The following is a 26,629-nucleotide window of genomic DNA, read 5'->3' as shown; positions in this document are numbered from 1 at the left end:
CTAAGACTCCTTATTTTTTTTAAATATCACAGTTACCCATTCATTTTTATGAATAAGTTTTACCTCTTCTAAATCTTTAAATTTATTTAATACTCTATTGATATGTTTATCTAAAATTCCTGAGATTATTAATAATCCATTATCATTCATACATTTTTTTAAATCACTAGCAATCATAACTAAAACATCTGCAACAATGTTTGCAATTACTACATCATATTTTTTTGTTACTTTATTTGTTGAACCAATCCATGAGTCGTTAAATGTCACACCATTTAATTGGAAATTTGATTTTGTATCCACAACACAAACTTCATCTGTATCACAAATATCAACAACACAACCTTTTTTGGAAGCTGCAATTGCTAAAATTCCACTTCCTGTTCCCACATCTAAAACTGTTTGCTTTTCTTTTACATATTCATCAATAGCTTCAACACAAGATGATGTAGTTTCATGATGACCTGAACCAAAAGATAAAGCTGGATTAATTATAATATCAATTTTTCCTTCTTTTTTTTCTTCCCAAGATGGTCTTATAAAAAAATTTCCAATTTCTACAGATTTAACAGATTCTTGATACTGTTTTATCCAATCAATATTTTCTTTTTTTTCATAAGTAATTTTACAGTTAATAGAAAGTGTTTTAGCAAATTCTTCTATTCCAAATTTTAAATCACCAAGTTCATCTTCACTTCGAATAATTATAGCACCGTTATCTTCTTCAAGTGCATCCGTAGTTAAAGAATCAATTAAATCTAAAAAAAGTTCATAGTCATTTTCTGGTTTGAGAGTTAATTCAAAATAATATTTAGACAAATATTTCCCTTATTAAAAAATCGTTTATAATTTCTTTATTTTATAAAGTGTAATATTTTATCCAAATAACTTTTGAATCATATTAAAAAAGCTTAAAAAAAGTTGTCTATTATATCTCGCATAACATCAATATCAGAGATTTTGTTTACAATATCCCTAAATTCGTTAGCTCCTGTATAACCTTTTGAGTAAGAGTGTAATAATTTTCTAAACATTATAGCACCATGGGGACCATGAAATTTCAACATTGCGTCAAAATGTTCTAAAATTATCTCTTTTTTCATTTCCTCTGAAATATTATCAACTCCGTGTTTTAATTGATAAAATACCCATGGTTTTCCAATAGCTCCACGACCTATCATAACTCCATCTGCATTGGTATATTTTAATACTTCTTTAGCTTTATCATAATCTTTAATATCACCATTTGCAATAACAGGAATCGAAATAGCTTCTTTCATAGCTTTAATGGCATCATAGTCAACAGGAGCTTTATATTTTCCAGCTCGTGTTCTTCCATGAACTGATACAAAATCCACACCGCAAGCTTCAACAGCTTTTCCAATATCAACTGGAATTTTATCATTTACACCAATTCTAACTTTTGCTGATGTATATTGTTTTTTAGAGTATTTTTTTACAGTTGAAAGAATCTCTTCTAATTTTTTTAAATCACCTAAAAGGTTTGATCCACTTCCATGATTAAATACTTTAGGCGCAGGACATCCACAGTTTAAATCAATTCCATCAATACCTTCAACTTCATTTAAAAGTAAAACAGCATCACGAACTAACTCAACACTATTTCCAGCTATTTGTACAAAATATGGATCTTCGCTTGGAGATTTTTCTATCATTTTAAGTGTTCGAGCAGATTTGTAAACTAATGCATTTGATGAAATCATCTCAGAAATAGTTAAATCTGCGCCAAATTTTTTAACCACTGATCTAAAAGGTAAATCAGTATATCCAGCAAGGGGAGCCAACACCATAAGGGGTCGGCTAAAGTCAAGTTTTTTATTCATTATTTATAAGATATCGCTTCTAAGTTATAATATTTACCAGCTTCTTTTAAATCTAAAAGAGCTTTAAATGCTGTATATTCATTATCAGGTGTTGCAGAAATTATTTCTCTTACTTTATCAATCATTTCATACTCACATAAAACATGTAAATAAGCAGCTGTTGCTTCTTCTAACTCAGCTGATAATTTTTCAAATAATGAAATTATTTGGTCTGGTTGTAAAATTGTTTCATAATTTTTTGCAAGTGCTAAATAATCATCTTTTTTATAATCTAAATCTTTTACAATTTTTATTATTTCATCAGGTGTAAATCCAAATTCATTATTAGCAGCATCTTTTTCAAAAAGTTTTGTTGCTAATTCTTTATCTAATTTTATGTTTTTATAAAGCTTTTTAACAGTAGTCATACTTTTTTCTTTTAATACATTTTCAAAAGATTGTCTTACTACATTTGAAGAGAAGTTTTCAGGTTTTTTTAGAACATCAACTGCAAAATCAATTTGCTCATTTACTTTATTTAACATATTTAAATTTGCTAAAGGTGTAGTTTCATTTATTTTAAATGATTTGTCATTTACAAATTTTCCATCTCTAATATCTTGAATATTACCAACAATTTTATTTAATTCTTCATCTGATGATGTAAATCTATCGTCAGTCACATTGAATTTTAATTGAGAAAGAATTGAATATAAATTTTTAAAATCTTTTGTTTTAAATTTACTTGTAGCTGGTTTTTCTAATAAATTAGATTTAATAAAATTAATCATTGTTTCATGATCTTTATTAATCCCTCTTGAATTAAAGAAACTACATGTCCCATAAAATAATAGGTGTACGTAAGTAGCAAGAGCTAGTAATGCTAGAGGTAGAGCTATCCAAACAGCCACAGGCAAACTAAGAGAATAAGTAAGTATTGTAATATTATAATCACCTAATTCTAGACTATGCACATAGCCAAACACTACAATAATTAAAATTATTGAGAAAATAACATATTTCTTAAAACCCATTTTCTTTCCTTTTTTTTAACTAACTTTTATTTATATTTTCATTATACAAAAAATATAATAAATTACTTATGATATGGATGATTATTTTGAATGCAAAGTGCTCTAAATATTTGTTCACATAAAACTACATTAGCAACTTTATGAGCCATTGTTAAATCACTAAGTGATATAACATTATCACATTTATTTAAAAACTCTCTTTGAAATCCAAATGCACCACCAATGAAGAAATTAACTTCATTTTTATTATCAATCAATGATGAAAAAGCATAAGTATCAAGCTTTTTTCCTAATACATCAAGGGCAATATTATAACCTTTTAATAAAGGTTCATAAGTATCACTATATGCTTGTTGTGATTCTTTTTCACCTATTGTTTGTGCTTTTGCTATATTTTTATTAAAAATATAAAAAACTTCTACTTTTGCATATTTCGAAGACATTTTAATAAACTCTTTTATTAAAACATCAAATTCATCTTTTGATGGTTTTATTATTGAATAGATATTTATTTTACTCATTATAAAAAGCATTCCCTACAACATTAAATCTAATATTTTCAATATTATCTTTTATTTGAACTCCACCAATTGCGCAAACTGGATGTTTTGAGATTTTTGCTAAATATGAAATTTTAGAACCTAAAATTGTAGATACATTTTTCGTACTTGTATTTTTATAAGCACCTAAGCCAATCATATCTAAAGCCAATTCATTAGCTTCTAAAATTTCCAATTCATTGTGTGTTGAAAGTCCAAGAAGTTTATCTTTTATTTTTAATCTAATTAATTTTATTGCTAATTTTTTATCTTTATGAATTTTCAAAAAATCTTCTTGACCTAAATGTAAACCATCTGCATATTCAATTAATTCTATTTTATCATTTATTATTATTGGAATATTTAATTCTGATTTTAAATATAATAAGTTTATTTTTTGCTCTTCTAAAGAAGAAACTTTATCCCTGTATTGAATAACTTTTACATCATTTTTTTTACATAAATTCACAAATTTTTCTAAAGATATATTTTTTTTAAGAAGTGTTTCATAATCACATAAAACATATAGATAGTTAAAAGCTTCGAGTTTAAAACCCAAAGCTTTTTCAAAATTACTTAACATCAATATTAAGAAATTTTTTCTTTTTGAAACATACTTAATAAATCTGTTAATGTTTGTTTCATTGCAGCTCTATTAACAACCATATCAATAGAACCTTTTTCAAGTAGAAATTCAGCTCTTTGGAATCCTGCTGGTAAATCAGCTCCAATAGTTTGCTTAATAACTCTTTGACCTGCAAATCCAATTAATGCACCTGGCTCTGCCATAATAATATCACCTAAAAATGCAAAAGAAGCAGAAACTCCTCCCATAGTAGGATCTGTTAAAATTGAAATATATGGTAGTTTTGCATGATCTAATCTTTTAAGTGCAGCTGATGTTTTAGCCATTTGCATTAAAGCAAATGTAGACTCTTGCATCCTTGCACCTCCTGAAGCTGAAACGATTATAAGACCTTGATGCTTTTCAATAGCTCGATTTACAGCTCTTACAATTTTTTCACCTTCAACAGAACCTAAACTTCCTCCCATAAATGAGAAATCAAATACTACCATTTGAACTGGAATTTGATTTATCGTAGCTTCTCCACTTACAACAGAAGATGTTCTTCCTGTTGTTTTAAGTGCTTCTTCTACTCTTTTTTTATAAGAAGTTTTATCAACAAATTTTAAAGGGTCATTTGGTTTTAACTCTACATCAAATTCAACAAAGCTATCTTTATCGGTTAAAATTTCAATTCTTCTTTTTGCCCCAATTCTCATATGAAAATTACATTTTGGACAAATATTATCTTGATTTTCTACCTCTTTAAAAAACATTAATGCATTACATTCTGGACATTTTACCCAGTGACTTGGTGCATCTTTTTTTGTTGGTTGTTCTTTTGAATTACTATCAAAAGATATTTTGCTAAATAGGTTTCTTAAATCCATTTTAATCCTTTAATCTATATTTAAATATTATCAAATTTTTCTAATTCGTCAAGTTTTTCCCACGGATAGTCACTTTGACCAACTTGACCTCTAGCTGCTACATCTGCATACAAAAATGTTTTTTCGCTTGGACTATCTAATTTAAATTTCTCTGTAATCCATCTTGGAGTTAATGGGAAAGTGTTCATTACAAAATCAGATAATTTATCATCATCAAATTTTGTATAAGTTCCCATAGTATCTACAGATACAGATGTAGGTCTTGCTACACCAATTGCATAAGAAATTTGAACTGTTGCTTTTTTAGCAAGTCCAGCTGCTACTATATGTTTTGCAATCCAACGAGCTGCATATAATCCAGATCTATCTACTTTTGTATAGTCTTTAGAACTTTGAGCTCCACCACCAATTGGTGAATATCCACCAAATGAATCAACGATTAATTTTCTTCCTGTTAATCCACTATCATGTAATGATGAGTGAGAAACATATCTTCCTGTTGGGTTAATATGAATAATTGTACTTTTTTTATCATACATAGAAGTTGGTAGTCCTGAATCATCAATTAAACCTTGAATTAATTCTCGCACTTCACCTATTCCCATACCTTCAACAGAAGGTGCACTAACTACAATAGTGTGAATTTTTTGAGGTTTACAATTCTCAAAATTCTCTTTTGTTCCATAATCAACAGTAACTTGAGTTTTAATATCAACTCCTAGTTTTTGGTTATGATTCAATGCGTAATTATACACTTTATCACATAACATTCTAGCATAAGTAATAGCAGCTGGCATTAAATCTGCTGTTTCGCTTGAAGCAAAACCGAACATAATTCCTTGATCACCTGCACCTATATCTCCAGTTGATTGATCAACTCCCTGAGAAATATCAGGAGATTGTTGATTTAATAATACTTGAACTTTTATATCATCTGGGTGTAGGCATTGTTCTTTTGTAAAAGCTGATTTTCCATCATAACCTATTTTTGATAAGGCATCTTTTACTATTTTCTCATAGTCTTCATTTGATAATTGACAAGTTGATTTAACTTCTCCACCAATTACAACATGTTTCCCTGCTACAAAAACTTCAGATGCAACTCTGCTGTTTTTATCTGCAATAATTAATCTGTCAACTATTGAATCTGCAATAATATCAGCACACTTATCAGGGTGTCCTGGGCTTACTACTTCACTTGTAAATAAATATTGTGTTTGTTTTTCCATTTTGTTTTCCATCCTTTGTTTTCCACAAGAATAATCTTGAGTTGTTTTCCATCTTTTGTTTTCCATTTTTTTGTTTTCTATAGTTTGTTAAGAAAGTTAAAATAAAAATTTAAAGAATTCATTTTGCCATTAAAGACAAAAAGTGTGTTATATTAACTAAATATTGCTGTTATTTACTTTTTTTATCTTGTTTTTTTAATAAATAATTAATTTTTATAATAGGCAATTTTATTCTAGATTTAAATTTAATTCTTAGCTAATATCTTTTTTTAAATATATTATAAATTATAGGACTTTATATTGAATAACGAAAAATTAGGACAAATTTATGCAATATTAGCATTTTTTATTTGGGGTGCAATTGCTCCTATTTACTTTAAACAAGTGGCTAGTGTTGAGCCAATAGAGGTTTTAATACATAGAATTTTTTGGTCATTTTTATTACTTATTCCACTATTATATATAACAAAACAAATTAATGTTTTAAAAACAATTATTAAAGATTCAAAAAAAATTAAATATTTAGCCATTTCTACTTTTTTTATATCAATTAATTGGTTAGTTTTTATTTGGGCAGTTGCAAATAATAAAATAATAGAAACTTCACTAGGATATTATATCAATCCATTAGTAAGTGTGCTTTTAGGGTATTTATTCTTTTCTGAGAGAATGACAAAGTATCAATATGTTGCAATTTCTATTGCTTTTATTGCAGTTCTTTATCAAATATTTACATTGGGAACTATTCCTTTGGTTTCCCTAACTCTTGCTTTAAGTTTTGCTTTTTATGGAATGATTAGAAAAAAAATAAATGTGGGTTCTATTGTTGGCTTATTTATTGAAACTTTAATTTTAATGCCTTTTGCATTAATTGGAATTTATTATTTGATTTCTACAAATAAAATTTCATTTTTACATTCTAGTATGAATATTGATTTAATGTTAAGTTTAGGAGGATTAATCACAATTGTCCCTTTACTTTTATTTAATGGAGCAGCAACTAGAATGAGATTATCAACTTTAGGATTTTTCCAATATATAGGTCCAAGTTGTTCTTTTTTTGTAGCAATATTTATTTACAATGAAGAGTTAAATTTTGATAAACTAATTACATTTTCACTTATTTGGATTGCATTATTAATTTTTTCATTAGATTCAATTAATACAAAACAGCAAAATAAGAAAAAAATATCTAAGAGCTAGTATAAGATTTTAATTTTTTACTACTTTTTTTCTTTTAGTTGTTTTTTGAATTCTTTTAAAATTCCTATTTCTTCTCTTAATCTATTTTCTTCTTCAATATTATCAGAAGATTTTATTTTCTCTTTAATTTTAGAAATTTTGTCTTCTATTTTTTCATTAAGTTTATCAACTTTTTTCTTTTCAATATCCTCTTCTTCAATTAACTCTAAATATTTTTTAATTTTTTCATAGATTTTTTCCAGCTTCATAATCTTCTCCTAATTTTTTTATAGTAAAATCTTCAATCCACAATATTTTAGCTACATTTATTAACTTATTGATTACATTGTAAGCGTGTGAACTATCATTTAATAAAGTAGTTGCCATTTTTTTATCTATTCTTTTTTCTCTAATCAAAATATCAATTCTACCAGTTGCTATAACATCTAAACTTTTTAAATACTCTTTTAGTAACTCAGCTTTAGATAAAACATCTAATTCATCTTTACTGGTTTTAATTTCATTAATTGTATTAATGGTTTTAGCAATAGCTTCTCTAATATAATTATATTCATTTTTAATGTAATCATTATTACTTAATAGATATCTTGAGATGTTTTGTTGTAATTCTTTTGTATTTTTTACAGCTTCTGCAATATCTCTACAAGCTGTTCTTAATTCATATAAATAGTTTTTTTTATCAGCTTCTAATCCATTAATAAAAATAGTTGAATAATCAATAATATCACTATAAAGTGATTTGATTCTTGTTTGATAAAAATCATCTATATTTAATTCAATAATATCTGTTGATTCTTTTACAACTGAAGAAATATCACTTTTACCTAAATATCTATGTCTATGAAGCATAATTGCATGACTTAAAACTTCACTTGCATTATCATATAAGTGAATAGTTTCTTTTTTTGTTGCTTCTAAAGCCACTGAAGGTACAGCAGCAACTGCTAAATCTAAATATTTTGGTTTTTGAATATATGATTCAACATCTTCAACAAATAACTTTTTCAGGAATATAACTAATCTTGGTATAAAAAATGAAAATATTATTAAACCTGCTAGATTAAAAAATGTATGAAAAACTGCTAGTTTCATAGCCCAATCATCAGGTGCTATTCCAAATGCATCTGATAAATAATCAACAAAATCAACAATAAAATATAAAAAACTCAAAGTAATAACAGCTGTTACACCTTTGAATATAAACAATCCAACAGCCATTCTTTTACTATTTGCATTTGAAACCATCGCCCCCATAGCAGCTGTTGTTGCTGTTCCTATATTTGCTCCAACTGCTATTGCCATTGCATTTAAATATATAATTTGTCCAGTTGCAAGTGCTGTAATAGTAAGTGCTAAAGTAGCACTACTTGATTGAATAATAACAGTAGCAATTGCTCCAATAAAAGCATAAAGAATAATTCCTAAATATCCATCTACTGAAAATTGCGCTAAATCAATTCCACTTTTTAGATCTTCAAACCCATCTTTCATATATCCAATACCAAGAAAAACAAATCCTAAACCTAATAAAATATTTCCAATTCCTTGAAGATTTTTTTGTTTATAAAACCTAAAAATTACGCCAAATATAATCATAGGAAGTGAAAAAGCAGCAATATTAATTTTAACACCTAAAGTAGAAACAATCCAAGTAGTTGCTGTTGTTCCAACTGCTGATCCAAAAACAACACCCAAAGCACCTGCTAGTGAGATGATTTTTGCTGATAAAAAAGAGATTACGATGATAGCTATTAAAGAAGAACTTTGAAGAATTGCAGTGGCTGTTATTCCTAGACCAACTGATTTAAAAACAGTATTGGTACTTTTAGAAATAAGCTTTTCTAGGATTCCTCCTGAAAAAAGCTTAAATCCGTCTTCCATAAAATGCATGCCAATTATGAAGATTCCAACACCTGCAACTATATATTTTGAATCTTCATTTACATATAATAAATATCCTAATAATATTAATAATATATATGAAAGATATTTTTTCATTATTCAACTGTTACTGATTTTGCAAGGTTCCTTGGCATATCAACATCATTTCCAAGTCTTACTGAAATTTCCATTGAGAAAAGTTGTACAACAACTAGCATTTCAAAAAATTCTAACATATAATGATCACATTTATTTATTTTTATAAAATCATCTGCCAAATCAAAATCAAGTGGTGATATTGCACAAATAGTACTATCTCGAGCACTTAACTCTTCTACATTTGATTTAATTTTATCATAAAGTAAATTTTGTGGCATTAATGCAATTGTAAATAATTCTGGATCTGCTAAAGCAATTGGTCCATGTTTCATTTCACCTGCTGGATAACCTTCTGCATGTAAATATGAAATCTCTTTTAATTTTAAAGCACCTTCAAGGGCAAGTGGGAAAAATACATCTCTTCCTATAAAGAAAAATCCATGTCCATGTAAATATCTTTTTGATAATCTTTTTGTTTTTTCATGAATTTTATCGCTAATGCAAAGTGACTTTGGAACTTCTCTTAAAGTATGCAATTCTTTTTGTAAAACTTCAGATGAAATTACATTTTTTACTTTTGCAAAATATAAAGATAACATCCAAAGTACTACTGTTTGTGTTGAAAATGCTTTTGTAGAAGCAACCCCTTTTTCAATTCCTGCACGTGTTAAAATTGTATAATCAGCTGTTCTTGTCATTGAAGAGTTATCAACATTACAAACCACTAAAGTTTTAAGACCTGCTGCTTTTGCCATTTTTAATGCTTCTAAAGTATCAGCTGTTTCACCACTTTGAGAAATTACGATAAACAAAGTGTCTTTTGATAAAATAGGTTCTTTATATCTAAACTCACTTGCAACTTCAATACTACATTTAACTTTTGAAAGTCTTTCAAATAAATATGAAGCTGTTAATCCTGCATGGTATGAAGTTCCACAAGCACATATTTTAATTTCTCTAATTCCATCCATAATTGAAGAATCAATCTCATCAAATAAGATTTCATTATCTTTTATTCTTCCAAGCATACAATCACTAACAACTACACTTTGTTCATAAATTTCTTTTTCCATAAAGAATCTAAATCCATCTTTTTGTGCAAATTGTTTTGAAGAAGGAAGTGTTGACCATGAATAATTATCATTAAAAAACTCTATATTATCTGAAGTAGCAATTCCACCAACTCCATCTTCTAAGTAAACAACACTAGAAGCTAAACCAATTAAAGGGGCATCAGATGAAGCAAATAAAACTTCTTTTTCTTCATTTCCCTTTGCAACGATTAATGGGCTTCCATGTTTAAAGAAAAATACTTTTGTAGGATCTGATTTTGTGATTAAAAGAATTGAAAAGGCACCTTCTAATCTTGAAATTGTACTTTTGAAAGCTTGTGTAGTGTCATTTGAAATATTATAAAAATTTTCAAATAGGTGAACAATAACTTCCGTATCTGTTTGAGATACAAATTTATGACCTTTTAAAGTTAATTCTTCTTTTAGTTCTTTATAATTTTCAATAATTCCATTATGAACAACATAAGAATACTCACCTAAATGTGGATGTGCATTTAATTCTGTTGGTTTACCATGAGTTGCCCATCTTGTATGACCTATTCCTAATTCATAATCACCAGATGCAAATTCATTTACTTTTTCTTCAAGATTTACTAATTTTCCTAAAGCTTTAAATACTTCAATTTTATCTTTTTTTAAAACAGCAATTCCAGCACTATCATAACCTCTGTACTCTAACTCTTTTAATCCATCTAATAATATCTTCGTAGTATCATTTTTCCCAATATAACCAACAATTCCACACATATGACATACCTTTTTTTCAATTTTTAAGTATAAATATTATATTTAACAATTACTAAATAACTGCTTTTAACATTTTTTGTTATTTTATTTATTTAAATTTTTTATAAACTTTTTATGAATTTTACCATTTGAGGCTACAAGATACTTGTCTTCAAATAGTGTATATTCATCTCCATTTATATTTGATACCACGCCACCTGCTTCTGTTAGTATTAAAATTCCAGCACTAACATCCCAAGCTTTTAGATTCATTTCATAATACCCTTCAAAAGTTCCCTTTGCTATATAACATAAGTCAAGTGAAGCCGCACCTAATCTTCTTAAATCTTGACAAAGAGGTAAAATAAGCTTGATTTTTTTTAAAACATCATTCAAATCATCTTCATTTGTATTGCTAGTATATGGAAAACCAGTAGCTAGAAGTGATTTTTGAAAATCATTTTCATTACTTACTTTTAATTTTTTACCATTTAAATAAGCACCCTTACCTATTTTTGCTGTGTATAACTCATCTAAAATTGGATTATAAACAACTGCTAAATATGGTTTTTTATTTTTATAAACACCAACTGAAATAGCAGTATGAGGAACACCATTTACAAAGTTTGTTGTTCCATCTATTGGATCTATTATTATTGAATTATTAAACTCTACATTTGCATTGTCTGATTCTTCTGCTATTAGATTAAAATCTTTGAATTTTTTTGAAAATTTCTTTTTTAAAAAATTCTCAACAGCTACATCATACTGTGTTACTAAATCTTTTTTTGCTTTAAAAGTTATATCTTTTTTTGTGTAATATCCCTCTTTTAAGATTTCACCTGCTTCTTTTATTATTTTTATTAATTCTTTTTTCATATGTTCACTTTTTTTAATTTTTTAGTATTCTATCTAAGATTTTTAAAACTTTTAATAATTAATTAATAAAAAATGAACAATAACTAGATAAAATATAATTATTTCTTTGGAGTTTAGCCTTGCAAAACAATATAAATATTAAAGATCTCTTCGATTTTAAAACAAGAATTTGGATTTATTTATTATCATTTTGTTCTATTATTTTTTTACAAACTTTTTGTACTAATGTTTGTCCTTTTATTGATGGTTTACAGCATGATAAATTATTTAGAAATCTATTTATAGTTTTTCTTTTACAACTAGTATATAGAGAGTTTTTATATAGCTTTTTTAAAGAGTCAAAGAAAAAATTATCAATTCCCAGACAAGCTTATTTTTTAAGTATTATTTCTTGGATTATGGCTGGAATTTCAGCTTTTATTCTTCATTCTGTTTTATATCCTGATTTTCCAATGTCAAGTCATTTTAGAATATTTTCAAGTTATTTAACACTTGGAGCTGGAATCTTAGCTCAACTTGAATATATAATTTTTGAAAAAAGATATAAAGAACTTTCAAGAAATAAAGTTTTTACAATTTTTAATGAAAAAATTTCTCAAAGAATTTTAGAAACTTTTTTAATTTTTACAATCACACCAATTATAACAATATTACTAATTATTGGAAGATATAACCATGATAAGGTTATTGATATTCAAGTTACATTAGAAGTATTTTATATAGGTCTATTAATGATTATTTCAGCAGTAATTTTAGCAATAACGTTTGGAAAAATATTAAAAGAAGATACAAAAATTATTATAAATAATATCGGAAATATTAAAAAAGGTGAGTATGAAAACACATCTATAATCAATAGAGCTGATGAACTTGGTGAAATATCATATGCTATGAGAAATATGTCTGGATCTATAAAAGATGGAATAAATAAAATTGAATCGTTAAGCGATGAGATTATAAATACCCAAAAAGAAATCATCTATACCATGGGTGAAATTGCAGAAACAAGAAGTAAAGAAACAGGAAATCATGTAAAAAGAGTTGCTGAGTATTCAAAACTTCTTGCTTTAAAATTAGGATTAGATGAACAAACAGCTGAAATGTTAAAACTAGCAAGCCCGATGCATGATATTGGGAAAGTTGGTATTCCTGATAATATTTTAAATAAACCAGGAAAACATACCTTTGAAGAATTTGAGATTATGAAGACCCATGCACAACTAGGTTATGAGATGTTAAAACACTCAACAAAACCAATTTTACAAGCAGCTGCAATTGTTGCAAGAGAACATCATGAAAAATACAATGCAAAAGGATATCCAAAAGGTTTAAGAGGTGAAGAAATTCATATTTTGCCAGAATCACTGCAGTTGCAGATGTTTTTGATGCTTTAGGAAGTGATCGAGTTTATAAAAAAGCTTGGGAAGATGAAAAGATATTTGAACTATTTAATAGCGAAAAAGGTGAGCATTTTGACCCTAAAATTATTGATGTATTTTTTGAAAACATAGAAGAAATAAAAGTTATACGAGAAAAATTTAAAGACATCTAAAGTAAATATGAATAAAAGTTCATATGTAATTCATTAAAGATTCATATTCAAAGATTAAACTTTCAAAAAATAAAGGATAATCTTTGATTCCATTTGCCCTAAAAGCACTATTTGCCAATAAATTAAAAACAATCCTTATTTATCTAAGCCTTATTTTTTCGATAATATCTATATTTTTAATTAGCTCTATTTCAAATGGAATAATTAGTATGTACTCATCAATGCTAAAAAGTGATGGAGATATTATTATCACTCAATCAAATATATCAGATACTTTTTTCTCAAATGTAAATATAAATTTAATCCAAAAGATAAATAAAATCCCAGATGTTATTGAATCATCAGCCTTAATTGTGGGAGCAAGTCCTGTTGAAAAACTTCCAATTGTTGCAATTTATGGAGCAAGCCAAAATAGATTTAAAAACTACAAATTAGAACTTGGAAACTATCCTAAACAAAATGAAGTGATTGTTGGGAAATCTATATTTGAGCAACTAACTAATAAAAATGAAATTCAAATAGCAAATAAAAGTTTTAAAATATCAGGAGTTTTCAAAAGTGAAATTGGTTTTGAAAATGGTGGAGTTGTTTTGCCTATCACACATGCAGCAGAGATATTCAATAAATCAGCTTCAATGATTATGGTAAATACAAATTTAAATTCAAATCTTGAAAGTGTTATAAAAGAAATCAAAAAACTAGATACTCAAATTGATGCAAAAACAACTCAAAATTTCGTAGATAACTATAATCAATTTAAAATCATTAAAACCTCATCAAATATTATTTCACTGATTGCTTTTTGTATGGGATTATTAGGCATTACAAGTTTAATGAGTATTACAATAAACCAAAGAAAAAGTGAATTTGGAATTAAAAGAGCTTTGGGAATTAGCACTTCTAAAATCGTATATTCAATTATGATTGAAAGTTTTATATTAGGAGTTTTTAGTTTTATTAGTGCTTTTATTATCTCACATATAGTTTTATATTTTATAAAAAATGCTTCATCTTTACAAGGTTATGTAAATGGTGAGATTTCAAATGAATTAGCATTTTATATTTTTGTAGCATCAATTTTCATGGCAATAATAGGCTCAATAATTCCCGCACTAAATGCTTCTAAAACAGATCCAGTTGAATTAATTCAAGGAAATAAAATATGATAAAAGTAACAAATCTAAGTCACTATTATAATAAAGATTTAGCTCTTAAAGATATTAATTTAGAGATAAAAAAAGCTCAATTTGTTTCAATCATTGGTGAGAGTGGAAGTGGTAAATCTACACTTTTATCTGTTTTATCAACATTGCTTAAACCTAGTAGTGGAGAGGTAGTTTATGAAGATACTAATTATAAAAACATAAAAAATATAGATAATTTTAGACGTGAAAATATTGGATTTATTTTCCAATTTCATTATCTAATAAATTATCTAAGTGTAAAAGAGAACATAAATCTTGCAAATGAAAAAGCAAGTAAAGAAGAAATTTTTGAATTATTAAGGCTTTTAGGAATTGAAAATTTAATAGATAAATATCCAAATGAAATTTCAGGAGGACAAAGACAAAGAGTTGCAATTGCAAGGGCTATGATTAACAATCCAAAAGTAATCTTTGCAGATGAACCAACTGGAAATTTAGATTCTAAAAACTCTTTGAATGTATTTGAACTTTTTTCTACTTTAGCAAAAAAAGGAACAACAATAATAGTAGCAACACATGATAAAAACTTAGCTTTAAAAACTGATATAACTTATGAGGTAAAAGATGGAAAACTTATATAACTTTGATAATTTTATAAATAGACATTTTAAAATATCTATTGCATTTTTTACATTAGGACTTTTTTTTGGAATACTATATTCTATAAATCTTTTAGGCTTTAGTATAGATTCACAAACTTTAAATCCTATAAATATGAGATCTATTCATATAAGTTTGATGCTTTATGGTTTTATTCCTTTGATGCTTTCATATTTGCCATTTTTACTAATAAACAAAGAAGTAGGAGTTGATAAGGAAGGGCTTAGATTTTTAAACTTGTATACTATTTTTTGGTATATTTTTTTAGTATTTATGGTTCTTTCTTTACTCCTTGGAAAAAGCAGAGGTTTAGCTTTTTATGATTTTGCCTATGAATTAAATTTTTTATTAGCCTTTGCTGGTATTTTTTATATTATTGCTTTATATAAGTTTATTAGACTTTATAAAATCCTTCCTTTATGGATAAAAGTTTGTTTACGAGTTGTAGTTATTGCTCCAGTTGCACTATTAATTTTAATGAATCCAATTATTGGACAAGTTGAAAGTACAGTATCAGGTCCCCATGGAGATAATACTCTTGGAATGAGTTTAGCTTTAATTCCAATTTATTATCTAATAATTAAACTACTGAATATTGGTGAATTCAAAGCTTCTTGGAATATCTTTTGGATAATTCCTACAATCTTTTATTTTGGCTCTGTATTACATAGAATTATTATTGGACCACTATCTTACAATCAAGAATGGTTTTTACAATATCTATCGCTTTTATATATTCCATTACTTTATAGATGGTTCAAAGATAGTAATATCTCAGCACATGCAAAAAAGGCTTTATTAATTTCAATTCTTGCTTTTTTATTTGTGGATATTGAAGGGAATATTATCTTCATTCCCCAAATTAGATGGATATTTCATAGAAATGATTTAATAGTAGCTCATGCTCATGTGGCTATGGGAATTGCTGTATTTTTTATGGTTATTGCTATGTTTATAAATAGTATAAAAGAGCTTCAAAAAGATATTTATTTAAATGCATACCTATTTGCACTTTTAGGAATATTCATAGTTTTAAGTATTTCAGGATTTACACAAGCAGGAATCATAAATATTCCAAGCCATACTATGTGGATTTTTAGAACTGTTTTTGGATGTTTTGCTCTTGTTTTTATATTTGCTTTTATAAAAATAAAAAAATCTTACTCAAAAATGCAGCTTTATAATATTACTGGAATTTTAAGTGATGGCTTAGGAGGAATATTTTTAATACTACTTGCTAGTTTTATTTATCCTATTGTCGGCTTTACATTTAGTGGAGTTTATGAATATATTGTTTTTACATTTGTATGTATGACAGGGATTATTCACTATATGGCTTTAAAGAATCCATCGAGTCAAATCATTTTAACAAATTTAACAGTTATAATAAGAGTCTTTGCTAGTTCTATGTTTTTTGCCCTTTATGCTTCGGAAAAATTAGGTATGGAAGCACTTGCTATTTGTCTATTTGACTTAGCATTTGTATTTGCTTATTTAATCTTTTTTTATCAAAAACCATCTAAGAAGGAGATCTTATGCAAAGATTAATTTTAATACTTTTTATAGCTTGTGAATTATGTTTTTATTTACTAATTGCACAAACAGGAATTGTTGAATATTTTTCTTCAAATATATTTTTAATTGCACCACTTCCTATTGGAGGAATTATTGGTACCTTATTGGTTTCATATATAAAAATTGAGAATACTAATAAAATTTCTATATTTTTAACTCTTCAATTATTAATGAGTTTTATATATCCACACTATAACTTCTTAACTTTATTTATTTTAGGAATTGCTGTTGGAAGTTTAGCTCCACTTATTATAAATGAGATTAAAAAAACATCTTTAGTAGAGCTTGGATTTGCACTTTGTATCTCTTATGTAACTGGAACATTTTTGTTTAACTATGATGTATCTCAAAGAGGATTTATAGCTATTACTTTAACTCTTATAGTATTAATAGCATCAAGATTTTTACCACAAAATTTTGTGAGTAAAACGTCAATTGATTCAAAACACTCTTTATTTTTGATGGTTTTGTGGGTATTTTTAGACTCAGCACTTTTTGAATCACTATCAAGAGATATTTCAGTTTCAATTTGGAGAGATGGTTTTACACTTGAAATCGCCCTATTTCATATCATTGGTGTTGTTTGTGCTTTATATTTTAAAATAGAAAGAAATCAAAAAGAATTATTTATAATCACACTTTTTGCTCTTTCATATCTATTTTATTTTTTAAGAGAGGGATTTATTTTATCTCTTATCTATCCTTTTGTTATTTCATATTACAATGTAGTGATATTGCAAACAATTAGTAAAAAGGATTTTAAAACTATTACCTTTTATATGGTGTTTATAGGATGGATAGCATCAGGTGCTGGACTTTTTGTAGCTTTAGAAAACCTAATTTTATTTGTGCCTATTGTTTTATTAATTGCACTAATTAAAATAATGACTAGGGAATATTTACCAAAAAATAAGGAGATAACATATGTCTAAAATATTAATAATATTATGTTTAAGCCTAGCAGCAATTGCTTCAAGTCTTAATATTAAAAAAGGTGAAATTATAGCTCATACTGAGGTTTTTGGTGATAGCCAAATTAACCCAAGTACAAAAGAGATAAATACTTTTTTAACAATACAAAAAGAAGTAGAATCAATAAGAGGTAAAATTTATTTTGATACTATCACACTAATTAGCCAAAAAAGAGATAGGGATTCAAATATGTATGAATTATTGAATTTCCAAAAATACAAAAATATCTCTTTTGATATCTCAAGTATTGTAAAAAATGAAAATGGCTATTATATAAATGGAGATTTAACATTAAATGGTATTACTAAAAATATCACAACAAATGGTGAAATAATAAATAATAAAGATGCTATTTTACTAAAGGGTGGATTCTCTTTTAATCTCACAGATTTTAATTTAGAACCACCTACAATGTTCTTTTTAACAGTTAGAAATCAAATTGACATCTCTTATAATATTCAATTAAATAAGTAAAATAGATGATAAAAGAACTTATATTATCAATACTATTTCCAGCAATAATATTTGCTAGTAACTTAAAAATAAACGATAAAATAAGCAATTTTTCACTAACAGATCAATTTGACAAAATTCATACAATTAATAGTGGAATTTCCACTATTATTGTAACTTTTCAAAAAGATACTTTAGAGATGATAAATGATTTTTTATCGTCAAAAAGTGAACATTTTTTAGAAGATAAACATGCTGTGTTTATAAGTAATATTACTTCAAGTTCAACAATTATTACAAGAATGTTTACAATTCCTCATTTAAGAGATTATAAATATACTATTCTTTTAATTTATGATGATAATAGTATTAAATTTTTAAAAAAAGAGAATAAAGCTACAATTTACTCTATTTTTAATGGTCAGGTAAATGATATTAAATACATTTCATCAAAAAATGAATTAGAAAAGTTTTTTCACTAATGACTCTTCCAAAACCTAAATCAATAGAAATATTCGTAGAAAATGAAAAACTACATAATCTTAAAATACTTCACTTAAGTGATTTACATATACATAAAAAAAGCTCATTAGTACAAATGCAAGAGTTAATAGATGTTTGTAATGATTTAGAGTTTGATATTGCTGTTATTACAGGAGATATTATTGATACAAAAGTGAAGTTTATAAAAGAGCATTTACAAGTATTAAATAGATTAAAACAAGAAGTTTATTATATAAGTGGAAATCATGATCTGTTTTATGGTTTGGAGGATTTAAAAAAAGAGTTAACAAATTTTATTTTTATGGATAATAGTTGTAAAGAGTTTATCTATAAAAATGAAATTATATATCTAGCAGGACTTAGTGATAGATTTTCAAAGTTTTTTAAAATAAAAAGAGAAGAAAAACAAATAGAAAAATATCTTTTAAACTCTCCTTCTATTTTCATTTCCCATCAACCAAAAGATTACAAAATTGCTCTTAATTCGAAAGCAAATCTATTTTTATGCGGACATACACACGGTGGTCAAATTTTTCCTTTTCACTATTTAGTAAGAGTTGTACAACCATTTTTAGCAGGTTTGTTTTATAGAAGACAAACAGCAATCTATGTAAACAAAGGTTTAGGAACTTGGGGTGTGGATTTTAGATATAAAGCAGATAATGAAATAAGCTTACTTAAATTAATAGCAAAAAGTGTAAAATAATTCTATGAAAATATTAATAATAGAAGACGATGAAAAAATCGTAAGTTTTTTAAAAAAAGGCTTAGTTGAAGAGTGTTATGTTGTTGATAGTGCAACAAATGGAGATGAGGGTTTATATCTTGCAAGTGTAAATGAATATGATTTGATTTTATTAGATATTCAACTTCCCGTAAAGGATGGAATAGAAGTTTGTAAAAGCCTAAGAGATTCAAATAATCAAACTCCTATTATTATGCTAACTGCTAAAGATTCTATTGAAGATAAGATAAAAGGCTTAGATATTGGAGCAAATGATTATCTAGCAAAACCTTTTTCTTTTGCTGAATTATTAGCTCGTATTAGAGTGCAATTAAGATCTAATAATTCTGTTTTATTAAAACTATCTATAGATGACTTAGAACTTGATTTATTAAATAAAACAGCCTCAAGAGCTAATGAAAATATTGTTCTTACATCAAAAGAGTTTACCCTACTTGAGTTTTTGATTAAAAATAAAGATAGAGTTCTGAGTGAGACCATGATTAATTCAGCATTATCATCATTTGAAGATTCAAATATTAGTAATATTGTAAATGTATATATTTATAGATTAAGAAATAAAATTGATAAAAAATTTGATAAAAAACTAATTAAAACAATAAGAGGAATAGGATTTAAAATAAGTGACAAGTAAATTATCAATAAAGAAGAAACTCTTAATCTATAGCTTTTTAATTCAAATTATTATTCTAGCTATCTTTTCTTTCTCACTTTATAAAGCCCTAGAAATTTCAACATTAGATAAACTTCAAGCAACTTTGAAAGTTATAATACTTGATGTAACGGATGATTTACTTGAAAAAAAAGTTATAACAGATATAATTTTAGATGCAGAAAAAGAGTATAAATTTGAACCTTTATTTATAAGAATCTTAGATAACAATACCCATGAAAAATTAATTCAAACATCAAACTTTCCAAAGAATATTGAACATAGTGATCAATATCTAAATAACTTAGAACAAAATACAGTTACCTTTGAAGAACAAAACAACTATTTAGTAAGTAGAATTAAAATAGATTTTCATAATGAAAAAGTAGTAATACTAGAAATTGTAACAACAAAAGATATTTTAACTTCAACTTTAGAAAATGTTTTATACATTCTTAGTTTTATATTACCAATTGTTTTAATTTTTTCTTTAATTGGTGGTAATTTTTTAATCTATAAATCATTTTTACCAATTGAAAATATATTATCACAATTAAAAGAAATAAATGCAAAAGACTTATCTGCAAGACTAAAAAGCAATAAAAATAAAGATGAAATAAATCAACTTGTCGAAGAAGTAAATAGTTTATTAAAAAGATTAGAATTATCATTTGAGAAAATTTCCCAATTTAGCTCAGATGCATCTCATGAGCTAAAAACTCCTTTGACAATAATAAGAGGTGAAATAGAGATTGCATTAAGAAGAGAGCGTTCAAATGAAGAATATAAGAGTGTTCTGAGTAGTTCATTAAATGAAATAATCATAATTGAAAAAACAATAAATGATTTACTATTTTTAGCAAAAAATGAAAAAGATATTTTAATAGATAATCAAGAAGATATATATTTTGATGAAATTATTGATGAATCAATAAATGAAGTAAAAAGTTTTGCAAAATTAAACCAGATAGAGATGAATTTTATACTAGAAGATACTATAGAATATAGAGGTTATTCAAACCTTTTAAAGATAGCTTTAAAAAATGTACTTAAAAATGCAATACAATTTAGTCATAAAAATTCTCAAATAATAGTCAAAAGTTATAAAAAAGGTAATTTCTTTGAAATTTCTGTTCAAGATTTTGGAATTGGAATAGAAAAAAATGAACAAATTAAAATATTTGAAAAATTTTATAGAACAGATAAAAGTAGGAATAAAAATTCAGGCGGAACGGGTTTGGGAATGTCCATTTTAAAGAAGATTGTAGATATTCATAAAGGAAAAATAAATATTCAAAGTAAAGAGAATATTGGAACAACTTTAACTATATCTTTTCCAATAGAAAATAATTTTTAGAAAATTCAGTTTACTTTAATGTAAAATGATGTTATAATTACACTATCTAAACAATGTGGAGGTACGAATGACGATGATTTCACTTTTTACGGTTGTTACAATTTAAATTTAAAAGTAAGTTTACTTTCGAGTAAATTCAGATAAACACGAGTAGTGTTTTGAAAAATAATATTTTAGTGGGTCTTTAGAGAAATCTAAAGACCCTTTTTTTATGCCTTCTAACATAAAAATATTTAATAATAGTATCAAAAGTATTTAGACATAAAAAAAGGTAAAGTTTAAAAACTTTACCTTTTAAAAATAATCAAAGATTATTTATTACATCATCCCTGGCATTCCGCCCATTCCACCCATGTCTGGCATTGCAGGCATTGAAGGTTTGTCTTCTTTTATATCAGTTACTGTAGCTTCTGTAGTCAATAGTAAAGATGCAACTGAAACAGCATTTTGCATTGCAACTCTTTCAACTTTTGCAGGATCTACGATTCCAGCTTCAAACATATCTACATATTCACCAGTTGCAGCATTAAATCCTAAGTTCTCATTAGCAGATTTTTCAACTTCATTTGAAACAACACCAGCATCATATCCAGCATTTGTAGCAATTTGTTTTAAAGGTGCTTTAATTGCTCTAAAAATGATTGCAGCACCAATTGCCTCATCACCTTCAAGAACTAATGTAACTTTAGCAGCAGCTCTAATTAATGCAGCTCCACCACCAATTACAATACCTTCTTCAACAGCAGCTCTTGTTGCACTTAATGCATCATCAACTCTGTCTTTTTTCTCTTTCATTTCAGTCTCAGATGCAGCTCCAACTTTAATAACAGCTACTCCTCCACTTAATTTTGCAAGTCTTTCTTGTAATTTTTCTTTATCATATTCAGAAGTTGTGTTAGAAATTTCAGCTTTGATTTGACCAACTCTAGCTTTTACTCTTTCTTTGTCACCATTTCCATCAACAATAGTAGTATTATCTTTATCAATTACTAATTTAGTAGCAGTTCCTAAACAAGAGAACTCAGCAGTTTCAAGTTTCATTCCCATTTCTTCTGAAATTACTGTTCCACCTGTTAATACAGCGATATCTTCAAGCATAGCTTTTCTTCTATCACCAAATCCTGGAGCTTTAACAGCTGCAATATTTAAAGAACCTCTTAATCTATTTACTACAAGAGTAGCTAATGCTTCACCATCAACATCTTCAGCAATAATTACTAAAGGTCTTCCAGCTTGATTAACTGATTCTAAAATTGGTAACATCTCTTTTAAAGAAGAGATTTTTTTGTCATATAATAAAATGAATGGATTATTAAATTCTGCAATCATTTTTTCAGCATTTGTTACAAAATATGGAGATAAGTAACCTCTATCAAACTGCATACCTTCAACAACATCTAATTCATCAGAGATACCTTTTGCTTCTTCAACAGTAATAACACCATCTTTTCCAACTTTATCCATAGCTTCAGCAATCATAGAACCAATTGCTTTATCTGAATTTGCAGAAATAGTAGCTACTTGCTCAATTTCAGTTTTATTAGCAACTACTCTTGATGCTTTTTTAAGTTCAGCTAAAATTGCTTCAGTTGCTTTATCCATACCTCTTTTTAAGATAATTGGATTTGCACCTGCTGTTACGTTTCTTAATCCCTCTTTGAAAATTGAGTGTGCTAAGATAGTTGCAGTCGTTGTTCCATCTCCTGCTTCATCAGCAGTTCTTGAAGCTACTTCTTTTACAAGTTGTGCTCCCATATTTTCTAATGTATCTTTTAATTCAATTTCTCTTGCAACTGAAACACCATCTTTTGTAATTGTAGGTGCTCCAAAAGATTTTTGTAATAATACGTTTCTACCTCTTGGTCCCATTGTAACTTTTACTGCATCTGCTAACTTCTCAACACCTGCATATAATCTATTTCTTGCGTTATCACCAAATAAAACTTCTTTTGCCATTACATAACTCCTATAACGTTTTCAATATTTAAAATCAGATATTCTTGACCATCAAGTTTAAATTCTGTACCTCTAAATTGTTCAAATACTACTGTATCACCAACTTTTATATCTTCTACTTTATTTCCAATTGCTACAACTTCAGCTGTATGTGGTTTTTCCTTTGCATTATCAGGAATATAAATTCCACTTGCTGTTTTATTTTCTACTTCTGTTCTTTTAACAAGAACTCTTTCACCTAGTGGTCTAAAATTCATAGTATTTCCTTTTATTATTTATAATATTTTCTATTAAAACTTAGATATTTAGCACTCTAAATTTCCAAGTGCTAAATTTTATTAAATTTTTGAATATTTGTCAAGAGCTTTGAGTTAATTTGACTAAGAGTTTGATATTTCTATTTATGCCGATTGATATATTCTAATAAAAGTTCTTCCAAAGACTCTTTTAAATTAAAATCAAAGGTATTAAGTGTTTTTATACATTTTAAAGATAATTCATCTGCACTTTTTTTAGCACCTTCTAGTCCCAATAAATTTACAAAAGAATTTTTAGCTCCATCATTTTGAGTTGTTTTTCCAGCTTCTTCTGAACTACAAATTTCATCAATAATATCATCTTGAATTTGAAATAATAATCCTAAATCAATTCCAAAGTTATATAGTTTTTCTTGTGTTTGTAAATCATACTCACAAATAATTGCTCCCATTTTTAAAGAAGCTGCAATTAATTTTGCTGTTTTATGAATATGTAAAAATTCTAATTGATTAAGTTCTAACTTTTGATTTTCAAAAAAACAATCAATAGCTTGACCAATTATCATGCCATCTATTCCACCATTAGAACTTAAACATTTAATTAAATCAATTTTAATATCATTTGATAATGAAGCATTTGCTACTAAATTGAAGGCTTCTGTATTTAAAGCATCACCTACAAGTATAGCTGTTACTTCATCATATTTTTTATGTAAGGTTTGAAAACCTCTTCTTAAATCAGCATTATCCATAGCAGGTAAATCATCATGGATTAAAGAGTAAGTATGTAAGAATTCAAGACCAAGAGCTACACATAAAGTGTTTGGTATTAATAAGCTTTTATTTGATTTTACTACAGATAATAAAAGCATAGGTCGAAATCTTTTTCCACCTGCTTTTAACATATGAGCTAAAGCATCCTCAAAATAAGGATGAAATGTTTTAGACTTAGGAAGATTATGAAATAAATAATCTTCAAAAGATTTTGCTAAATTTTGCATAGAGTTATTTTTGTCCAAAAGAACCTAATCCACTCATCATATTCATAGCCATCATTTTTTTATTTTCATCACTTTGTTTTATTACATCATTCATTGCTGATATTAATAAAATTTGTAATGAATCTTTATCTTCCAATAATGAATCATCAAGTTTTAAATCAATAACTTCTGAGTTTCCATTTATTGATATTTCAACCATTCCACCACCTGCTTTTGCAGTGAAGATTCTTGAAGCATTGTCTTCTTTTGATTTATTTGCCATATCTTGAAACTGATTCATCATATCATTTAAATTTAAGTTTTTTAAATCAATTCCATCAAACATAATCACTTCCTATAAGTTCATGAGTTATTAAATCAATATTATTCTTTTCATCAACTAAAACAACAGTTGGTTTATAATTTTCAAGTTCAGCTTCACTATATGAAGCATAAGCAATAACAATAATCTTATCACCAATGGCAACTTTTCTAGCGGCTGCTCCATTTAAGCACATTTCTTTAGATCCAGCTTTTCCCTTAATTACATAAGTTTGAAATCTTTCTCCATTATTTATATTAACGATATCAACTTTTTGACCAACTCTTAAAGTTGATGCTTTCATTAAATCTTCATCAATAGTAATTGATCCAACATAGTTCAAATTCGCATCTGTTACAGTTGCTCTATGAATTTTACTATATAGCATATCAAATGTCATATTTCAATCCCTTTTATTTCGCTAAATTAACTGCTTCACCCCAATATTGAGAAGGTATTAAATACTCCTCAACTGGGTTTCCACCTAGTATATGTTCTTCTATAATTCTATCTATTTTTTCCTTAGATAAATGAGAATACATAAAATGTCCTGGCTCTACTAGCATAAGTGGACCCATTTGACATCTTCCAAGGCATGAAGTCCTAACAACTTGAACTGGACCCATCAAACCACTCTTCATTAAAGTTTGAGCTGTATGATTAAATAAATCTCTTGTATTTTCATTAACACATGACGGTTTTGGCATTCCAGGAGGTGAAGCCTGCTCACATTTGAATATATAAAACGTTGGTTGTGGGATACTTGGCATTTCCATGTTATTCCTTCTTTTAAATAGTGCATTCTATAATAATTTTGCAGAATTTTAACACTTTATATTTAAATTCTAATAAAAATCTACTTTTTATTTTTTTTTAAAGCTAATATAATATACTATTTTAAAAATTTATCAAAAAAAAGGGTTTATATGAAAAAAGTTTTATTTTTCCTTTGTTCATTTGTGTTACTTTTAGAAGCATCTAATCCTATTGCTACTATGGAAACTACAAAGGGAAATATTGTTCTAGAATTAAGAACTGACTTAGCACCAAAAGCTGTTGAAAACTTTGTAACTCATTCAAAAAATGGATATTACAATGGCATTACTTTTCACAGAGTTATTAGAAGTTTTATGATTCAAGCTGGAGATCCAACAGGAACAGGAGCTGGTGGAGAATCAATTTGGGGTCAACCATTCAAAGATGAATTTGCACCAAATGCAGTATTTGACAAAGCAGGTATCTTAGCAATGGCTAATAGAGGTCCAAATACTAATGGCAGTCAATTTTTTATTACAACTGTTCCTGCCTATCATTTAAATGGTGGATATACTATTTTTGGTTATGTAAAAGATGGATATGATGTAGTTAAGAAAATAGAAAGTGTTCCTACAAATAAATACCAAGGTGATAAGCCTTTAGAAGATGTTAAAATTATTTCTATTTCAATTAAAGAGTAAATCAAGTTTTTCTTGATTTACCCTTGAGCTTAAAATTATAAATTATCCAAAAATTTTATTTAAAGTAACTCCATCAGCATAAGCAATTATTTGTTTTTCAA

28 protein-coding genes and 1 pseudogene are annotated in these 26,629 nt (G+C 26.8%); 12 read left to right on the top strand and 17 right to left on the bottom strand.

From position 1 onward, the window contains the following. The 7 genes from AACT_RS03645 to metK all read right to left on the bottom strand — a co-directional run bounded on the left by AACT_RS03645 (position 1) and on the right by metK (position 6,080). Positions 1-819: a 50S ribosomal protein L11 methyltransferase gene (locus AACT_RS03645; RefSeq protein ID WP_172125055.1), complete on the bottom strand. Its 819-nt coding sequence runs from the start codon at positions 817-819 to the stop codon at positions 1-3. 92 nt (positions 820-911) lie between these two features. Continuing rightward, positions 912-1,844, bottom strand: a complete 933-nt coding sequence (locus AACT_RS03640; RefSeq protein ID WP_172125053.1) for a tRNA dihydrouridine synthase — start codon at positions 1,842-1,844, stop codon at positions 912-914. Further along, complete coding sequence (locus AACT_RS03635) at positions 1,844-2,857, bottom strand: hypothetical protein (RefSeq protein WP_172125051.1); 1,014 nt, start codon at positions 2,855-2,857, stop codon at positions 1,844-1,846. The genes AACT_RS03640 and AACT_RS03635 overlap by 1 nt, the downstream gene beginning before the upstream one ends. A 62-nt stretch (positions 2,858-2,919) precedes the next feature. Then, positions 2,920-3,378, bottom strand: a complete 459-nt coding sequence (locus AACT_RS03630) for a 23S rRNA (pseudouridine(1915)-N(3))-methyltransferase RlmH (RefSeq protein WP_172125049.1) — start codon at positions 3,376-3,378, stop codon at positions 2,920-2,922. After that, positions 3,371-3,979 (bottom strand): thiamine phosphate synthase, encoded by a 609-nt coding sequence (locus tag AACT_RS03625; protein WP_172128523.1) that lies wholly within the window; start codon positions 3,977-3,979, stop codon positions 3,371-3,373. Before AACT_RS03625 ends, AACT_RS03630 begins: the two co-directional genes overlap by 8 nt. A 5-nt stretch (positions 3,980-3,984) precedes the next feature. Further along, a complete protein-coding gene (gene accD / locus AACT_RS03620) occupies positions 3,985-4,851 on the bottom strand; it encodes an acetyl-CoA carboxylase, carboxyltransferase subunit beta (protein ID WP_172125047.1) in 867 nt (288 codons plus the stop codon). 20 nt (positions 4,852-4,871) lie between these two features. After that, positions 4,872-6,080 (bottom strand): methionine adenosyltransferase, encoded by a 1,209-nt coding sequence (metK, locus tag AACT_RS03615; protein ID WP_172128521.1) that lies wholly within the window; start codon positions 6,078-6,080, stop codon positions 4,872-4,874. A gap of 300 nt (positions 6,081-6,380) precedes the next feature. Between metK and rarD the strand changes: the two genes are divergently transcribed. Then, the gene (rarD, locus tag AACT_RS03610) at positions 6,381-7,283 is read left to right on the top strand and encodes an EamA family transporter RarD (protein ID WP_172125045.1); all 903 of its coding nucleotides are present in this window, start codon (positions 6,381-6,383) and stop codon (positions 7,281-7,283) included. A gap of 20 nt (positions 7,284-7,303) precedes the next feature. Here rarD and AACT_RS03605 read toward each other — a convergent pair whose 3' ends face one another. The 4 genes from AACT_RS03605 to AACT_RS03590 form a co-directional block, all read right to left on the bottom strand. Continuing rightward, a complete protein-coding gene (locus AACT_RS03605; protein WP_172125043.1) occupies positions 7,304-7,531 on the bottom strand; it encodes a hypothetical protein in 228 nt (75 codons plus the stop codon). Further along, on the bottom strand, positions 7,509-9,281 hold the full coding sequence (locus AACT_RS03600) for a Na/Pi cotransporter family protein (protein WP_172125041.1): 1,773 nt from the start codon (positions 9,279-9,281) through the stop codon (positions 7,509-7,511). The genes AACT_RS03605 and AACT_RS03600 overlap by 23 nt, the downstream gene beginning before the upstream one ends. Next, positions 9,281-11,083: a glutamine--fructose-6-phosphate transaminase (isomerizing) gene (glmS, locus tag AACT_RS03595; RefSeq protein ID WP_172125039.1), complete on the bottom strand. Its 1,803-nt coding sequence runs from the start codon at positions 11,081-11,083 to the stop codon at positions 9,281-9,283. The genes AACT_RS03600 and glmS overlap by 1 nt, the downstream gene beginning before the upstream one ends. A gap of 84 nt (positions 11,084-11,167) precedes the next feature. Continuing rightward, positions 11,168-11,941: an inositol monophosphatase family protein gene (locus AACT_RS03590; RefSeq protein ID WP_172125037.1), complete on the bottom strand. Its 774-nt coding sequence runs from the start codon at positions 11,939-11,941 to the stop codon at positions 11,168-11,170. A 119-nt stretch (positions 11,942-12,060) separates the two neighbouring features. Here AACT_RS03590 and AACT_RS03585 point away from each other — a divergent pair. The 10 genes and pseudogenes from AACT_RS03585 (at position 12,061) to AACT_RS03540 (ending at position 21,556) form a co-directional block, all read left to right on the top strand. Beyond that, positions 12,061-13,493 (top strand): annotated as a pseudogene (locus AACT_RS03585) (HD-GYP domain-containing protein). 83 nt (positions 13,494-13,576) lie between these two features. Further along, complete coding sequence (locus AACT_RS03580) at positions 13,577-14,659, top strand: ABC transporter permease (RefSeq protein WP_172125035.1); 1,083 nt, start codon at positions 13,577-13,579, stop codon at positions 14,657-14,659. Next, positions 14,656-15,279 (top strand): ABC transporter ATP-binding protein, encoded by a 624-nt coding sequence (locus tag AACT_RS03575; protein ID WP_172125033.1) that lies wholly within the window; start codon positions 14,656-14,658, stop codon positions 15,277-15,279. The genes AACT_RS03580 and AACT_RS03575 overlap by 4 nt, the downstream gene beginning before the upstream one ends. Continuing rightward, positions 15,263-16,846 carry a hypothetical protein gene (locus AACT_RS03570; RefSeq protein WP_172125031.1) on the top strand — a complete coding sequence of 528 codons (1,584 nt, stop codon included), beginning with the start codon at positions 15,263-15,265 and terminating at the stop codon, positions 16,844-16,846. Before AACT_RS03575 ends, AACT_RS03570 begins: the two co-directional genes overlap by 17 nt. After that, positions 16,834-17,805 carry a hypothetical protein gene (locus tag AACT_RS03565; protein WP_172125029.1) on the top strand — a complete coding sequence of 324 codons (972 nt, stop codon included), beginning with the start codon at positions 16,834-16,836 and terminating at the stop codon, positions 17,803-17,805. Before AACT_RS03570 ends, AACT_RS03565 begins: the two co-directional genes overlap by 13 nt. Continuing rightward, entirely contained in the window at positions 17,798-18,319 is a 522-nt protein-coding gene (locus tag AACT_RS03560) for a YceI family protein (RefSeq protein ID WP_172125027.1), read from the top strand. Before AACT_RS03565 ends, AACT_RS03560 begins: the two co-directional genes overlap by 8 nt. Before the next feature lie 5 nt (positions 18,320-18,324). Further along, positions 18,325-18,780, top strand: a complete 456-nt coding sequence (locus AACT_RS03555; RefSeq protein ID WP_172125025.1) for a hypothetical protein — start codon at positions 18,325-18,327, stop codon at positions 18,778-18,780. Then, positions 18,780-19,508, top strand: a complete 729-nt coding sequence (locus AACT_RS03550; protein ID WP_172125023.1) for a metallophosphoesterase — start codon at positions 18,780-18,782, stop codon at positions 19,506-19,508. Before AACT_RS03555 ends, AACT_RS03550 begins: the two co-directional genes overlap by 1 nt. Before the next feature lie 4 nt (positions 19,509-19,512). Next, on the top strand, positions 19,513-20,181 hold the full coding sequence (locus AACT_RS03545) for a response regulator (RefSeq protein WP_172125021.1): 669 nt from the start codon (positions 19,513-19,515) through the stop codon (positions 20,179-20,181). Then, positions 20,171-21,556: a sensor histidine kinase gene (locus tag AACT_RS03540; RefSeq protein WP_172125019.1), complete on the top strand. Its 1,386-nt coding sequence runs from the start codon at positions 20,171-20,173 to the stop codon at positions 21,554-21,556. Before AACT_RS03545 ends, AACT_RS03540 begins: the two co-directional genes overlap by 11 nt. Before the next feature lie 318 nt (positions 21,557-21,874). Here AACT_RS03540 and groL read toward each other — a convergent pair whose 3' ends face one another. The 6 genes from groL to AACT_RS03510 all read right to left on the bottom strand — a co-directional run bounded on the left by groL (position 21,875) and on the right by AACT_RS03510 (position 25,847). Then, positions 21,875-23,512 carry a chaperonin GroEL gene (gene groL / locus AACT_RS03535; RefSeq protein WP_172125017.1) on the bottom strand — a complete coding sequence of 546 codons (1,638 nt, stop codon included), beginning with the start codon at positions 23,510-23,512 and terminating at the stop codon, positions 21,875-21,877. Next, positions 23,512-23,769: a co-chaperone GroES gene (groES, locus tag AACT_RS03530; RefSeq protein ID WP_172125015.1), complete on the bottom strand. Its 258-nt coding sequence runs from the start codon at positions 23,767-23,769 to the stop codon at positions 23,512-23,514. Before groES ends, groL begins: the two co-directional genes overlap by 1 nt. A gap of 140 nt (positions 23,770-23,909) precedes the next feature. Continuing rightward, positions 23,910-24,770, bottom strand: a complete 861-nt coding sequence (locus AACT_RS03525; RefSeq protein ID WP_172125013.1) for a polyprenyl synthetase family protein — start codon at positions 24,768-24,770, stop codon at positions 23,910-23,912. 4 nt (positions 24,771-24,774) lie between these two features. Continuing rightward, complete coding sequence (locus AACT_RS03520; protein WP_172125011.1) at positions 24,775-25,095, bottom strand: YbaB/EbfC family nucleoid-associated protein; 321 nt, start codon at positions 25,093-25,095, stop codon at positions 24,775-24,777. Continuing rightward, positions 25,088-25,471, bottom strand: coding sequence for an aspartate 1-decarboxylase (gene panD / locus AACT_RS03515; RefSeq protein ID WP_172125009.1), 384 nt, complete (start codon positions 25,469-25,471; stop codon positions 25,088-25,090). The genes AACT_RS03520 and panD overlap by 8 nt, the downstream gene beginning before the upstream one ends. A gap of 13 nt (positions 25,472-25,484) precedes the next feature. Next, positions 25,485-25,847, bottom strand: a complete 363-nt coding sequence (locus AACT_RS03510) for a (2Fe-2S) ferredoxin domain-containing protein (protein ID WP_172125007.1) — start codon at positions 25,845-25,847, stop codon at positions 25,485-25,487. Positions 25,848-25,997: 150 nt separating this feature from the next. On the opposite strand from AACT_RS03510, the gene AACT_RS03505 reads away from it, so the two are divergent. Further along, positions 25,998-26,528 carry a peptidylprolyl isomerase gene (locus tag AACT_RS03505; protein ID WP_172125005.1) on the top strand — a complete coding sequence of 177 codons (531 nt, stop codon included), beginning with the start codon at positions 25,998-26,000 and terminating at the stop codon, positions 26,526-26,528. Positions 26,529-26,629 lie beyond the last annotated feature (101 nt).

Source organism: Arcobacter acticola (assembly GCF_013177675.1).
Classification (GTDB): domain Bacteria; phylum Campylobacterota; class Campylobacteria; order Campylobacterales; family Arcobacteraceae; genus Aliarcobacter; species Aliarcobacter acticola.
The sequence above is the reverse complement of the archived record's forward strand: the minus strand, read 5'-3'. Positions and strand labels throughout refer to the sequence as shown.